The organism is Telluria sp. AIW5, from assembly GCF_056680575.1.
In genome coordinates this window covers 2,282,256-2,296,298 of sequence record NZ_CM155289.1, presented here as the reverse complement: position 1 = coordinate 2,296,298, position 14,043 = coordinate 2,282,256, and the positions used below count along the sequence as shown (strand labels likewise).

The 14,043-nt window shown below is 63.6% G+C and carries 10 protein-coding genes; 4 read left to right on the top strand and 6 right to left on the bottom strand.

All coding sequences use genetic code 11. The features are described 5' to 3' along the window. Positions 1 to 96 precede the first annotated feature (96 nt). Positions 97 to 2,490: a TonB-dependent receptor plug domain-containing protein gene (locus AC1MEM_RS10085; RefSeq protein WP_499476992.1), complete on the top strand. Its 2,394-nt coding sequence runs from the start codon at positions 97 to 99 to the stop codon at positions 2,488 to 2,490. Positions 2,491 to 2,834: 344 nt separating this feature from the next. After that, positions 2,835 to 4,127: a YihY/virulence factor BrkB family protein gene (locus AC1MEM_RS10080; protein ID WP_499476991.1), complete on the top strand. Its 1,293-nt coding sequence runs from the start codon at positions 2,835 to 2,837 to the stop codon at positions 4,125 to 4,127. Between the two features lie 83 nt (positions 4,128 to 4,210). Here the strand turns inward: AC1MEM_RS10080 and AC1MEM_RS10075 are convergent, their stop codons facing one another. Together AC1MEM_RS10075 and AC1MEM_RS10070 are read right to left on the bottom strand one after the other, a co-directional pair. Beyond that, on the bottom strand, positions 4,211 to 5,359 hold the full coding sequence (locus AC1MEM_RS10075; RefSeq protein ID WP_499476990.1) for an extracellular catalytic domain type 2 short-chain-length polyhydroxyalkanoate depolymerase: 1,149 nt from the start codon (positions 5,357 to 5,359) through the stop codon (positions 4,211 to 4,213). Between the two features lie 323 nt (positions 5,360 to 5,682). Further along, positions 5,683 to 6,081: a VOC family protein gene (locus tag AC1MEM_RS10070; protein ID WP_499476988.1), complete on the bottom strand. Its 399-nt coding sequence runs from the start codon at positions 6,079 to 6,081 to the stop codon at positions 5,683 to 5,685. Between the two features lie 258 nt (positions 6,082 to 6,339). Here AC1MEM_RS10070 and AC1MEM_RS10065 point away from each other — a divergent pair, with 258 nt between their 5' ends. Continuing rightward, complete coding sequence (locus AC1MEM_RS10065; protein WP_499476987.1) at positions 6,340 to 7,311, top strand: Bug family tripartite tricarboxylate transporter substrate binding protein; 972 nt, start codon at positions 6,340 to 6,342, stop codon at positions 7,309 to 7,311. A 166-nt stretch (positions 7,312 to 7,477) separates the two neighbouring features. On the opposite strand, the gene AC1MEM_RS10060 is transcribed toward AC1MEM_RS10065, so the two are convergent. The 4 genes from AC1MEM_RS10060 to AC1MEM_RS10045 form a co-directional block, all read right to left on the bottom strand. Continuing rightward, the gene (locus AC1MEM_RS10060) at positions 7,478 to 8,827 is read right to left on the bottom strand and encodes an ATP-binding protein (protein WP_499476986.1); all 1,350 of its coding nucleotides are present in this window, start codon (positions 8,825 to 8,827) and stop codon (positions 7,478 to 7,480) included. Beyond that, positions 8,824 to 9,486, bottom strand: a complete 663-nt coding sequence (locus AC1MEM_RS10055) for a response regulator (RefSeq protein ID WP_499476985.1) — start codon at positions 9,484 to 9,486, stop codon at positions 8,824 to 8,826. The genes AC1MEM_RS10060 and AC1MEM_RS10055 overlap by 4 nt, the downstream gene beginning before the upstream one ends. 45 nt (positions 9,487 to 9,531) lie before the next feature. Beyond that, a complete protein-coding gene (locus AC1MEM_RS10050; RefSeq protein WP_499476984.1) occupies positions 9,532 to 11,052 on the bottom strand; it encodes a Do family serine endopeptidase in 1,521 nt (506 codons plus the stop codon). Positions 11,053 to 11,422: 370 nt separating this feature from the next. Further along, on the bottom strand, positions 11,423 to 11,902 hold the full coding sequence (locus AC1MEM_RS10045) for an Hsp20 family protein (RefSeq protein ID WP_499476983.1): 480 nt from the start codon (positions 11,900 to 11,902) through the stop codon (positions 11,423 to 11,425). 216 nt (positions 11,903 to 12,118) lie between these two features. Here AC1MEM_RS10045 and AC1MEM_RS10040 point away from each other — a divergent pair, with 216 nt between their 5' ends. Continuing rightward, a complete protein-coding gene (locus AC1MEM_RS10040; RefSeq protein ID WP_499476982.1) occupies positions 12,119 to 14,032 on the top strand; it encodes a M61 family metallopeptidase in 1,914 nt (637 codons plus the stop codon). Positions 14,033 to 14,043 lie beyond the last annotated feature (11 nt).

Below are 14,043 nucleotides of genomic sequence, written 5' to 3'. Positions count from 1 at the left end.
GCCCTATTTCGGTGCAAGCGTTGTGTTTACGTCACATCCAGTGGTTGAGACTGTTAAGATTGTTTAGCATGCAATTTTGACCTTTGGAGAAGTTGCGTGTTCCAACAAAAACAATTACACCGTGCGGTGCTGCTCGCCCTGTACGGCAGCGCCGCCCTGGCCCTCGCCCCTGCGGCCTCGGCCCAGACCGCAACCCCTGAAGCCGCGCAAGCGGACGCCGTCCAGAGCGTGCACGTGGTCGGCACCCGCCGTACCGGCGCCGCATCTTCCACCGACACGCCGGTCCCGGTCGACATCATCCCGATGACGCGCCTGGCCGAGCAAGGCAGCCAGTTCGACCTGGCGCAGACGCTGACCAACATCTCGCCCTCGTTCAATTCCACCCGCCAGAGCGGTGCCGACGGCGCCGACCTGGTCGACTCGGCCGCGCTGCGCGGTCTCGGTTCGGACCAGACCCTGGTACTGGTCAACGGCAAGCGCCGCCACACGACGGCCCTGGTCAACCTGTTCGGCGCGCGCAACCGCGGCAATACCGGCACCGACATGAACGCGATCCCCCTGCTGGCGATCCGCAACGTGCAGGTGCTGCGCGACGGCGCGGCCGCCCAGTACGGGTCGGATGCGATCGCCGGCGTGATGAACATCGAACTGAAGAAAAGCCTGGGCTGCGAAGCCGTGGCCGGCTACGGCCAGTATTCGAAAGGCGATGGCGAGAACTACCTGGCCTCGGCCTATTGCGGCGTGTCCATCGGCGGCGGCACCTTCGGCGTGACCGGCGAATTCCTGTCGCGCGACCGCTCGAACCGCGCCGAAGCGGACAGCCCGCGCATCATCGGCGACAGCCGCACGGAAAACCAGACCATCTACATCAATGGCGAGATCCCGGCCGGCCCGGGCCGCCTGTACACGACGCTCGGCGTGCAGCGCCGCGACGCCTCCTCGGCCGCGTACGCGCGCGGCGGCGTCGGTTCGGACGACATCCCGTCGCGCAATTCGGCGGCCATGTACCCGGACGGCTTCGTCCCCTTCATCAACGGCGACCTCGACGACCGCTACGGCACCCTCGGCTACCGCCTGCAGCTGGGCGAGTGGAATGCCGATTTCTCGCAGACCTATGGCTACAACCGCCTCGACTACACGATCGCCAACACCCTGAATGCCTCGATCGCAAACCTCGACCTGCTCAACGGTGGTCCCGGCAAGAGTCCGAGTTCGTTTGGCGCCGGTGGCTTCTCGTTCCGCCAGCTGACCACCAACGCCGACTTCAGCCGCTTCTACGGCGGCGTCTTCCAGGGCCTGAACGCGGCCTTCGGCTTCGAGTACCGCAACGAGAACTACAAGATCTTCGCCGGCGAACCGGGTTCCTACATCGACGCCGACGGCGTGGGCGTGGGCGGCAACGGCCGCAGCCAGGGCTTCCCGGGCTTCCAGCCTGCCGACGCCACCAGCCGCAGCCGCCACAGCACGGCCGCCTACATCGACCTCGAGGCCGACATCACCGACCGCCTGAAACTGCAGGGCGCGCTGCGCCACGAGCGCTTCTCGGACTTCGGCTCCACCACCGACGGCAAGCTGGCCGCCGCCTTCAAGCTCGGCGGGAACGTCCTCCTGCGTGGTTCGGTCAGCACCGGCTTCCGCGCGCCGTCGCTGCAGCAAGTCTACTTCTCCTCGACCTTCACCGACTTCGTCAACGGCGAGCCGGTCGACGTGCTGCTGGCGCCGAACGGCGGCGCGGTGGCGAACGCCGCCGGCATTCCACAGCTGAAGGAAGAGAAGTCGAAGAGCGCCACCTTCGGCGCCACCTGGACCCCGACCCAATCGACCTCGGTGACGGCCGACCTGTACCGCATCGACATCGACGACCGCATCGTGCTCTCGGGCCGTTTCGACGCCGACAATTACCCTGCCCTCGGCGCGACCCTGCAGGGCCTCGGCGTGGGCCAGGCCCAGTTCTTCGTCAACTCGGTCGACACCTCCACCAAAGGCCTGGACATCACGGCCTCGCACCGCATGCCATTGGCAGCGGGCCGCCTGAACACCTTCCTCGCGCTGAACTTCAGCAAGACCGAAGTGACGGGCGTGCACGCACCGACGGCACTGGAAGGCTTCGAAGACGTGCTGCTGTCCGAGCGCGAGCGCCTGTTCATCGAACAGGGCGGCCCGCGCCGCAAGGCCACGCTCGGCTTCGAGTACACCCAGGGCAAATTCGGCTCGGACTTCCGCATCATCCACTTCGGCCCGCAGACGCTCGGCACCTTCTCCGGTCCGCCGGTACCGAACGCCTATTACAAACCGAAGACCTCGGCCGACCTGTCCTTCAGCTGGTCGTTCAGCGAGAAGACCCGCCTGACCGTGGGCGGCACGAATATCTTCAACGTGCATCCGACCCCGCAGGATCCGAACGAGACCGACAACGGCTTCAAGTACGAGAGCGTGCAGTTCGGCCTGAACGGCGCGGCCTACTTCGCGCGCCTGTGGCACAAGTTCTGATGCTGGCTTGATTGCAAACGGCGCCGCAGGGCGCCCGTTGAACGCGGCAGATGAATGACGGGGGCACGCGAGTGCTCCCGTTTTTTTTTGGGTACCAGGGGGCTGCGGTCCTTCAAGAATGCAGCCTCAGTACGACAGTGGCATTTTCAGTCGCAACAATCCTATTTCGCTTCTGCAGACGGTGAGTCACCGTACTGAACCTTACTAACGGAAGGCTTACGGTAAAGCTTTCAAGGAGGTTCGCTACTGGACCAAGAGCTGAACCTTAAGAAATCGAAGAAAACGAGCCATTTTGCCGTCACGTCAAGGCGGCCCGGCACGAATGCCGACCACATGAGGACAATATGACCACTACCGATCATGAAATGCATGAAGCCGAAACCCGCCTGGCTGCCGCCGAGTCGAGAACGCATGAGCAATCCAACATGTTGAAATCGAAGGCTTCAGACGCGCTTTCCTCTCCGTACGTACGTGGCGCCGCTGTGCTGGGAATCGCGGCGGCGGGCTATGCGCTCGTCAGGCGCAAAAAAAACCCTGTATCCAGGATGGCACCAGTACGCCGCGACGACACTGGCGAACTTCTGAAGGTGGGTAGTTTTCTTCTTTCCCTGGTCGGGTCTTTTGCCTCGGCCATGAACAGTGCCAGCGTCGATACACCCGCCGCGGTCCAGAAAGAAACAGAACCTGCTCCGACGCGTTCGGAGGATTTCAAATTCAAATCGGATGCGAAGGACGCCGAACCAGCCACAAGTACGCCCCCGCGCCCGAAGTTCGAGCAAACCTCAGCGAGCTGGATTGGCAGGCAGTGGCAAATATTCCTGGCGGCGGCAAACGCATGGATGGATGATTACGCGCCGAGTATGGGGGCAGCGCTTTCGTATTACACGCTGTTTTCCCTGGCGCCGCTACTCGTCCTCGTCATCGCGATTGCCGGGCTGGTATTTGGACAGGACGCTGCACAAGGCGCAATTATCGCGCAGCTTCAAGGCATCATGGGTCAGGAAGGGGCGACGGCTGTGCAGGGCTTGCTGAAAGCTGCGCGTGAACCGTCCACCGGGATAGTCGCCAGTATCGTTGGCGGTTTTCTTTTGCTGCTGGGCGCAACTGCGATTTTCGCCGAGCTGCAAACTGATCTGGACCGCATCTGGCAGGTGCCGGCGAAAGAGAAACCGTCGGGCATCTGGGGCTGGTTGCGCAGCCGCGTATTATCCTTCGGACTGGTTCTCGGACTCGCTTTCATGCTGATGATTTCACTCGTCGTCAGCGCCGCGCTCGCAGCGACAAGCGAATGGTTGGGCGGGGGCGGCGCAGCGGAAAGCGTTTTGGCAAATTTATTGAATTTCACCGTGTCGTTCGCCCTCTTCACAGTTCTGTTTGCGATGATCTACAAGATCATGCCGACCGCGAAGATATCCTGGCACGATGTCTGGATGGGGGCGGCAGTAACAGCCTTGCTCTTCAACGTAGGCAAATCATTGATCGGGTTATACCTTGCGAAATCGAGCGTGGCTTCGGGCTTTGGCGCAGCGGGCTCTTTCGTGATTCTCGTCGCGTGGTTCTACTATTCCGCGCAGATTTTCCTGTTTGGCGCTGAATACACGTGGGTGTACGCAAACAGCAAAGTACAGAACGGGTAGCCCGGGCCGCCGCCGGTTGCCCCAGGGAAATGCAGGAAGAGATGAACCCGTTGCGATGTCGGCCGTACGCACATCCAGGATGCCTACGGCCGGCCGGTCACGCGCTGCACCATCACGTAGAGCACGGACATCTGCAAGCCGCTCTTGAGCGCATAGTTCGGATCGTATTGATTGGCGTAGCCCCACCAGTCGAAGCATGCCTTCGGATTGGTCGGGCCGGGCGCACTCGAGGCAATGGTGTCGGGATACACGACCACGAGTTTGTTCGTATCGGCCCACTCGTTGATGCCGGCCTGGGCAACCCAGCGATTTCCGATAAACGACTCCGCTTGCTGACAGCCATGCAGCGCCAGGACCAATCCGCAGGTTTTCCCTTGCGCGCAGGCTTTGGGAACAAACACTTTCCCGGTCGGGCTCATCGAGACGTTCGGCGACGCCCCGAACTCGGTCTGGTCGAAGGTCGACAAGCTCCCCGCCAGTTTTCCATTATTACGTGGATTGAGCGGACCGAGGAACATCGTCAGCCAGGTTTTCACCGAATCGTACGCCGCGCCATTGACCGCGCAGTTCACCATGTAGGGGCTCCCCTGCGTGCCGCACGGGAGCTCGCCGTTTGGAGACTCCCAGCCGTGCGCGGCGGGGAACGCATGATCGAACCGGACATTCGCACCGTAATACTGGTATTCCGAATGGAGGTCGGCCATCTCGCGCGGGTTGACGACGGTGTCCCGCGTGCCGGACCAGAGGTAGACAGGCTGGCCTTTGAGATGGGAAGACCGGTCGATGGAGCCAAGGCGCGACTGCGCATCCAGGTAGGCGACGGAGGCCGCAAGCGTGCTGTTGTACGACGCCTGGTTGGTCGGGAGCGTCTGGCCGCCACAGTTTGCCAACGCTCCTGCGGCGCCCGCGAGCCCCGCACACCAGTACACACCGGCGGCATAGATTGCCGCGCCCTTGAAGGTCGACGAGTGGGCGACGTGCATCTGCACTGCAGCGAAACCGCCCGACGAAATACCGGCGACGAAGACTTTCGCCGGGTCGATCTGGTAGCGCGGAAGTTTCACGACGGCGGTCGTGACCGATGTGGGGTTCGCTGTGATGGCCCCGGACGCGGCCAGTGTTGTCGGCGGCGAAGAGGCTTGCGCCGCCGTGGCGTCGGCTCCACCTCCAGCCAGGGCGAGCGCAAGAATGGCTCGCAGCGCCAGGCCTGACTTCAATGCATTCGCACTCATTGTCGCCTCCTCCCGCCAATCAGAGAACGTACCAGGGTGACTGCGCCGGCTTCGTTTTCACGCACACGCAATATTGTCGTGTTTGTTCGATTATATCGACCGTCGATTCCGGGGGCGCGCGTTAGGCCTTGGGCACGCAGGCGGCAAAGGAGATGGTGCGAACACGCGGCGGGCCGTTGTAGGGCACAGGCATGGGGTCAGGTCTGACATTTAGACACGACCTCATCCAGATATTCGCGCGTCAATCAGGTCGACGGCTGCAAATTCGCGCCCAAGGCAGAGGCCGTGTCCGAATGTCAGACCTGACCCCAGGGTGTTTGTTATCAGGTCTGCGGCGCCATCCAGACCAGGTTCCACAAATGGCCATCGAGATCCTCGAAGCCCTGGTCGTACATGAAACCATGGTCCTCGGGCGGATGCGGGGTGCGGCCGCCGGCGGCGACGGCTTTCGCGATCAGGCTGTCCACTTCTTCCCGGCTGTCGCAGCTCAGGCAAATGATGACCTCGTTCGCCTCCCGGGCTTGCACCAGCGGCTTGTCGATCAGGGACCTGAAGAAGGCCTCGGTCATCAGCATGACATGAATACTGTCCTTCACGACATCCATGAAAGCCGCATTTTCATTGCTGAATCGTGGATTGATGCTGAAACCGAGCGCGGAAAAGAATGCTTTGGATTTGGCCAGGTCCTTGACCGGCAGGTTGAAGATGATTTCCTTTTTCATGGCGTCCTCGCGCAAAAGTGGATGGGATAAGGTGTTGTGCATTCTGACGACGAATGAGGATGCCTGATTTCGACACATGGTCGAAAAAATGATGAATGCCCACGATCGCCAGCGCGTCCACCGCGCGGCGTTCCCTATCGTCCGCATTCCTGATCCCCCGCGCCACCGGGCGCAGGCCTTGCCGAATGTGTTGCATGGCCATCGCTTCGTGTAAAATCCATGTGGTCAGATGGACAATTCAACCAAAGGATGTCGGATATGAAGCTATTCTCCAAATCGCTCGCTGTCGCTTTTGCTGCCTCGGTCGTATCGCTGAGCGCCCTCGCCCAGAACTGGCCCGACAAGACGGTCAACGTCGTCGTGCCATGGCCGCCGGGCGGTCCATCCGACATCGCTGCGCGTCCGTGGGCCAAGCACATGACCGAAGCGCTGGGCCAGACCTTCGTCATCGATAACCGCGCCGGTGGCGGCGGCAATATCGGCACGGCGGCGGTGGTCCGTTCCCCGGCCGACGGCAACACCTTGCTGATCACCTCGAGCGCGCCGATTGTCATCAATCCAAGCGTCTACAAGAACATGACTTTCGATCCGCTGAAGGACCTGGCGCCGGTCAGCAACCTGCTGCGCGTGCCGCTGGTGCTGGTGGTGAATCCTTCGGTGCCGGCCAAGAACCTGAAGGAACTGATCGCCTACATCCATTCGAAGAAGGGTTCGTTCTCGTTCGGCTCCTCGGGCAACGGCACGCCGCAGCACCTGACCGGCGAACTGTTCAACAGCGTGCAGAAACTCGACATGGTGCACGTGCCGTATAAAGGCTCGGCGCCGGCGATTTCCGACCTGCTGGGCGGCCACATTGCGGTCATGTTCGATAGCACGATCGCCATCATGCCGCACATTAAGAGCGGCAAGGTGCGCGCGATCGCCATCTCCAGCGCCAAGCGCTCGCCGCTGCTGCCGGACGTACCGACCTTCGCCGAATCTGGCATTCCACAGATCGAGTCCTACGCCTGGTACGGCCTGTTCGCGCCGGCCAAGACGCCGAAGGCCGTGATCGACAAGATCAATGCCGAGACCATCAAGTTCATGAAGTCGCCGGAATTCGCCAAGGTGCGTGCCGAGACGGGTTCGGAAATGCTGGCGGATACGCCTGAGAATTTCGGCAAGTTCGTGCATGCTGAATCGGCCAAGTGGTCGAAGGTGGCCAAGGATAGTGGCGCGACGGTGGATTAAGTTTGATGATTGCGGGCGCACTCCGGTGCGCCGCAATTGAAAAAGGGACTGGTCGAACCAGTCCCTTTTTTTGTTCGGGCCTCGTAGGGTGGGCGCCCGTGCCCACCAGAACGACGAGCAAACGCGACGCAAGCGTCCGGTGGGCACGGGGCGCCCACCCTACGGGTCACGCCGCTTTCGGCAGCGGGAAGCTCACGCTGGCCGCCAGCCCGCCGAGCCGCTCGGACTTGTCCAGCGTTAGCGTCGCACCATGCCGGTCCGCGATCGACTTGATGATCGCCAGCCCCAATCCGCTGCCCGCCGCTTCGCTGCCGGCCACGCGATAAAAACGGTCGAACACGCGCTCGCGCTCCTCGGGCGGGATACCCGGGCCGCTGTCCTCGACGCTGATGATCGCACGTTCCTTGTCCTTGTCGGCGCGCACAGCGATATCGACCGTGCCGCCGCCCGGCGTGTATTTGACGGCATTCTCGACCAGGTTGCGCAGCAAAATGTGCAGGGCGTCGGGCTGGCCCTCGATGGAAACCGGGTCCGCATGCTGCAGGCCGAGGTCGACCTCCTTGGCTTGCGCGAGACCGACCAGGTCGCCCGCCGTGCGCCGCGCCAGTTCGGCCAGGTCGACCGGGCGCGTGGCGGCGCCGTTCGCGGCCGAGGCTTCCTGGCGCGCCAGCACCAGCAGCTGCTCGACCATGCGGGTGGCGCGGTCGATGCCGGCGGTGATGCGGCCCACCGCCACCTTGCGCGCTTCGGGATCGGCGGCGCGGTCCAGGCTTTGCGCCTGCAGGCGCAGCGCGGCGAGCGGCGTGCGCAGTTCGTGGGCGGCGTCGGCGACGAAATTCTGCTGGGCGTCGAAGGCCGTGCGCACGCGCCCGAACAGCAAATTCAGTTCGTGTACCAGCGGGCGCACCTCGTCGGGCAGGCCGGCTTCGGACACGGGCGACAAATCGTCGGCCTGGCGCTGCGCCACCTGCTTGCGCACGCGCGCCACCGGCTCCAGCGAACCGCTGACCACCCACCACACGACCAGCATCAGGATCGGCATCATGACCGCGATCGGCCCCAGCGTGCGCAGGGCCAGGTTGCCGGCCATGTTGCGGCGCACGGCCAGGTCCTGCGCGACCTGCACGGTCTGGTTGTTGGTCTGGATCGAGAACAGGCGGTAGGTGGTGCCGTTCGCCTTCACGTTGGAAAAGCCGAGCACCGCGCGCTGCGGCAGGCGCGCGCGCGAAACGGAATGGAAGACCTGCACGCCGTCCGGGGACCACATCTGCACCACCAGGTCGTCGTTGCCGGGACCGGAGGGGCCGGCCTCGGCACGTTCTTTCGCCTCGGTGTTCGACAGCGGCGTGCTGGACCTCAGCGACAAGGCCATCTGCTGCATGTGGTAGTCGAAGATCTGGTCGGCGTCGTCGAGCGCCGTGCGGTAGGCGATCGAGGCTTGCGCCAGTGCCGCCAGGGTGATGGCCGCCAGCAGGAACCAGAGCAGGCGCCCGCGCAGCGAGTGGGTAACCTTCATGCTTTCGGGACCATGTAGCCGACGCCGCGCACGTTCTGGATCAGGTCGCTGCCGAGTTTCTTGCGCAGGCCGTGGATATACACTTCGACCGCATTGCTGCTCACTTCATCGCGCCAGCTGTAGAGCTTTTCCTCGAGCTGGGCGCGCGACAGCACGGCGCCAGGGCGCGCGACCAGCGCTTCCAGTACCGCCCATTCGCGCGCCGACAGCGAGACCGGCTCGCCATCGACCAGGGTTTCGCGGGTGGCGGGATTGATGGAGATGTTCTTGTATTCGAAGACCGGTTCGGCGCGCCCGGCGGCACGCCGCAGCAGCGCGCGGATGCGGGCCAGCATTTCATCGAGGTCGTAGGGCTTCAGGACGTAGTCGTCGGCGCCGGCGTCGAGCCCGGCGATACGCTGGGCGACCGAGTCGCGCGCGGTGGCGACCAGCACCGGCGTGCGGTCCTTGCGGGTGCGCATGGCGCGCAGCACCTCGAGGCCATCTTTTCTCGGCAGCCCCAGGTCGAGCAGCACCAGGTCGTAGTTCTGGTTCTGCACCAGGGCGGTATCGGCCATTTCGCCGTCCTTCACCCAATCGACGGCGTAGTGCTCGGCCCGCAACAGGTCGAGCACCACTTCGCCGATCATCGTATCGTCCTCAACTAACAGCAGCCGCATCGCGTTACCTTTATTTCGTTTGATCCGGCTGCTGTAGAGGCCTTGTTAGCCAATCCGCACCGGAATGAAGATTCTGTCACTCCCGCGCTGGATCAGCAAGGCCACCGACTTGGTGGATTTGTTCACCATCTCGCGCACCTGGGCGACGCTCGACACCGGTTTGCCGTTCACCGACAGCAGCACGTCACCCGGCAGCACGCCGGCGGCGATCGCCGGCCCGCCCGCATCCTCGATCACGAGGCCGGAGGCGATGCCGCTCTGGCGCTGCTCGATCGGCTCGAGCGGACGCAGGGCCAGGCCCAGCTTGGCGCCCTTGTCGATGCTCGCGACCTGCTCGCGTTCGACCGGGTCGGCCTTGTCGCTGGCGTTGGCCAGCGTCGCGTTCAGGCGGACGATCTTGCCGTCGCGCCAGACGTCGAGCGCGACCTTGTCGCCCGGTTTCGAAACCGCCAGCATGCCCGGCAAATCGGCCGAGCCGATGATCGCCTGGCCGTTCACCTTGCGTACCACGTCGCCGGCTTTCAGGCCGGCGCGTTCGGCGGCGCTGCCCCGTTCGACGTTGGCGATCAGGGCGCCTTCCGGCGAAGCCAGGTTGAACGAATCGGCAAAGCCCTGGTTCACTTCCTGGATCGAGACGCCGAGTTTGGCGTGCTGCACCTTGCCGGTGGCGACGATCTGGTCCTTGATGCGCGCCGCGACGTCGATCGGGATCGCGAACGACAGGCCCTGGTAGCCGCCGGTCTGGCTGTAGATCTGCGAGTTGATGCCGACCACTTCGCCGCGCGTGTTGAACAGCGGGCCGCCCGAGTTACCGGGGTTCACGGCCACGTCGGTCTGGATGAACTGCACATTGCTTTCGCTGCCCAGGCTACGGCCGGTGGCGCTCACCACGCCGGCGGTCACGGTCGACTCCAGGCCGTAGGGCGAGCCGATCGCCAGCACCCATTCGCCGGTCTGCAGCGTGCGCGCATTACCGAAGGGGACGACCGGCAGGTTTTTGGCGTCGATCTTGAGCACCGCGACGTCGGTCTTCGGATCGGAGCCGAGTACCTTGGCGCGGAACTCGCGCCGGTCGGCCAGCTTGACCGTGACTTCGTCTGCGCCCTGCACCACGTGCGCATTCGTCAGGATGACGCCGTCCGGGCTTACGATGAAGCCCGATCCGGCGCCGAAAACGGGAACGTCGCCACCGCCGCGCGGAGATTGCGGGCCCTGGAAGCGACGGAAAAATTCATAGAACGGATCGTTCGGATCGATCTGCGGGCCGCCGCGCATGCTGGCCTTGGTAGTGCCGACGACACGGATGTTGACGACCGCCTTGCCGTTCTGCGAGGCGATGCGCGTGAAGTCGGGCAGCGTCACGGTGGCGGCAGGCGCGCCCGCGACGGCTGGCGGGGCGGCGACGGTCGCCGGCGCAGGCGCCACGGCAACGGGTGCGCCCTGGGCGACGGCATTGTTATGGTTGACGGTAATCGCTCCGACCGCCCCGCCGATAACGCCCGCGGCGCAGAGCGCCAGCGTGAGACGTTTTGCGGTGATGGCGGTAACTGCACCTTCGTTTTGCATGGCACGTGCTCCTGGATTAAATGGGTTGGTCGATAACGTGAATCGATGTTGTTAGTTTCTGCTATCTGTCTTAGACGGCGCTTAAAACTCAGCTTTATGCTGCGAAGCTACGGTGCTTGTCGTCTTTCGTCGACGCGTCTGCTCATCGTTCCGCGTGGGCATGCCCCCTCCTACGGTGCGCGACGGCCGGCGGCAAAACGCAATATCGTTGGCCGGTGCATGACGTAGGGTGGGCATGCCCACGCGTTCACACGCCGCGTAACCGAAACGTGTCGATGGACGGACAAAACTGTCCGCGTCCGGACGTGAAAAAGGGCACCCCAACTGCGGGCACCCTTTTCGCTACTACTGTACTACGCTACATCGTGCCTTAAGCTGCCTGGCGCTGTTCGATCTGCTGAACATTGTCGATGGTGCCGTTCGCATCGCCGACATGCGCGTCTGCGATCTGGATCTTGCGCGGCTTGAGTGCCTCGGGCACTTCGCGCACCAGGTCGATGGTCAGCATGCCGTTGTCGAACGAGGCGGTGGTGACCTTCACGTGGTTCGCCAGCTGGAAGCGCTGTTCGAAGTCGCGGGCGGCGATACCGCGGTGCAGGAAGGTGCGCTGGGTCTCGTCCTTCTGCTTGCGGCCGGTCACGTGCAGAGTGTCGCGCTCGGCGACGATTTCGACTTCATCGCGCGAGAAGCCTGCGAGGGCCATCACGATGCGGTATTTGTCTTCGGCGAGCAGCTCGACGTTGTAGGGCGGATAGCTCGGCTGCGATTCGGCGCGTTGCTCGAGCAGGCTGGCCAGGCGGTCGAAGCCGATGGCGGAACGGTACAGGGGTGCGAGATCAAAAGTACGCATGATAAATATCCTTGTAAAAGTTAAGCGATAAGTTGGCGGACCTCAAATGAGCATCCGCTGGGACCAATCTAATGCCATCTCATGCTGTTTTCAAGCCATACGAAATACGAATTTTTAAGACGTTTTGCAAATTTTATTTGCCGCCATGTTTCGTAATATTAAGCAACTTTCTGCGTGCTACACTCGTCCGGTTCTGTTACCCACCCTGCTCACGAGATGACCGCACACGCCCCGTTCTCCTTTGCCGCCAAGTCGGCGTCCGCACTTGCCCTCGCCCTCGCGCTAGCCTTCCCGGCACACGCCGCCGTCCCGGCCCCGGTCGACCAGCCCTACCCCGGCACCATCGTGCTCAAGGTCGATGCGACCAACCTCGCGCAGCAGATCTTCCGCATGCACATGACGGTGCCGGTCAAACCCGGCCCGATGACCTTCCTGTACCCGCAATGGCTGCCGGCGAACCACGGCCCGAGCGGTCCGCTGACGCAGCTGGCCGGCCTGAAATTCACGGCCAAGGGCAAGCCGGTCGAGTGGACGCGCGACCCGGTCGAGGTCTTCGCTTTCCACGTGACGGTGCCCGAGGGCGTCACCACGCTGGAAGCCGAATACCAGTTCCTGTCGCCGCTCGACCCGGGCCAGGGCCGTATCGTCATGACCGACGACATCCTCGGCCTGCAGTGGCCGTCGGTGACCTTGTACCCGGCCGGCTATGTGGCGCGCCGCATCACGGTGCAGCCTTCCTTGACGCTGCCTGCGGGCTGGCAGTACGGCACGGCGCTGGAGACGGCGACGCGACTAGGGGATGAAGTCCAGTTCAAGGCGCACGACCTCGAGACCCTGATCGACTCGCCCCTGTTCGCGGGCCGCTACTTCAAGAAGTACGACCTCGATCCGGGCGCCAAGGTGCGCGTCTCGCTGAACGTCGTGGCCGATAACGCCGAGAGCCTGGAAGCGAAGCCCGAGCAGCTCGCCGCCCACCGCGCGATGGTGCAGCAGGCGGCCAAACTCTTCGGCTCGCACCACTACGACCACTACGATTTCCTGCTGGCGCTGTCGGACGACTTCGGCGGCATCGGCCGCGAGCACCACCAGTCGAGCGAGAACGGCGTCAAGCCGGGCTACTTCACCGAGTGGGCGCGCGGCGAAGCAGGCCGCGACCTGCTGCCGCACGAGTACACGCACTCGTGGAACGGCAAGTTCCGCCGCCCGGCTGGGCAGGATGTCCCGAACTTCAACACCCCTCTCCAGAATGAGCTGCTCTGGGTGTACGAAGGCCAGACCCAGTACTGGGGCGCCGTGCTGGGCGCGCGTTCCGGCCTGGTCTCGCAAGCGGGCGCCCGCGATGCACTGGCCGCGACGGCTGCGCGCTACGACAACGTGCAGGGCCGCGCCTGGCGCGCGATGCAGGACACGGTGAATGATCCGATCATCATCGCCCGCCGGGCCCTCGGCTGGAGCAACTGGCAGCGCGGCGAAGACTATTACTCGGAAGGCGCGCTGATCTGGCTCGACGTCGACACGAAAATCCGCGAACTGTCCGGCGACAAGCACTCGCTCGACGATTTCGCGCGCGCCTTCTACGGTATCGAGAACGGCCGCGTGCTGCCGGCTTTTTATACATTCGAAGACGTCGTTGCGGCGCTGGCGAAGGTGCAGAAATTCGACTGGGCGCCCTTCCTGCGTTCGCGCCTGGAAGGCCACGGCCCCGGCGCCCCGCTCGACGGCCTGGCCCGCGCCGGCTGGAAGCTGGTCTACACCGACACCCCAACCGAGCTCATCAAGAGCGGCGAGGAGCGCAGCAAGTCGACCGATTTCAGCTATTCGCTGGGCTTTGCCGTGCGTGCCGATGGCGGCGTGAGCAATGTGCAGTGGGATGGCGTGGGCTTCCGCGCGGGTCTCGCCGGTAACGCGACCATCGTCGCGGTGAACAACAAGGTGTTCAAGCCGGAGGTGCTGAAGGCGGCGGTGAAGGCGTCGAAGGATAGCAAGGCGCCGATCGAACTGCTGGTCAGGAAGGGCAACAACCTGCGCACGATTGCGCTGGATTACCACGGCGGGTTGCGTTATCCGCGCCTGGAGCGCATCAGCGGCACGCCGGATCGGCTGGAAGCGATTTACAAGGCGTTGAAGTAAGCGTATTGGCG

What these genes read in the sequence shown, in the direction of transcription:
- AC1MEM_RS10080 (WP_499476991.1), top strand. Translation starts at nt 2,835, where the DNA reads ATGACCACTACCGATCATGAAATGCATGAAGCCGAAACCCGCCTGGCT.
- AC1MEM_RS10075 (WP_499476990.1), bottom strand. Translation starts at nt 5,359, where the DNA reads ATGAGTGCGAATGCATTGAAGTCAGGCCTGGCGCTGCGAGCCATTCTT.
- AC1MEM_RS10070 (WP_499476988.1), bottom strand. Translation starts at nt 6,081, where the DNA reads ATGAAAAAGGAAATCATCTTCAACCTGCCGGTCAAGGACCTGGCCAAA.
- AC1MEM_RS10065 (WP_499476987.1), top strand. Translation starts at nt 6,340, where the DNA reads ATGAAGCTATTCTCCAAATCGCTCGCTGTCGCTTTTGCTGCCTCGGTC.
- AC1MEM_RS10060 (WP_499476986.1), bottom strand. Translation starts at nt 8,827, where the DNA reads ATGAAGGTTACCCACTCGCTGCGCGGGCGCCTGCTCTGGTTCCTGCTG.
- AC1MEM_RS10055 (WP_499476985.1), bottom strand. Translation starts at nt 9,486, where the DNA reads ATGCGGCTGCTGTTAGTTGAGGACGATACGATGATCGGCGAAGTGGTG.
- AC1MEM_RS10050 (WP_499476984.1), bottom strand. Translation starts at nt 11,052, where the DNA reads ATGCAAAACGAAGGTGCAGTTACCGCCATCACCGCAAAACGTCTCACG.
- AC1MEM_RS10045 (WP_499476983.1), bottom strand. Translation starts at nt 11,902, where the DNA reads ATGCGTACTTTTGATCTCGCACCCCTGTACCGTTCCGCCATCGGCTTC.
- AC1MEM_RS10040 (WP_499476982.1), top strand. Translation starts at nt 12,119, where the DNA reads ATGACCGCACACGCCCCGTTCTCCTTTGCCGCCAAGTCGGCGTCCGCA.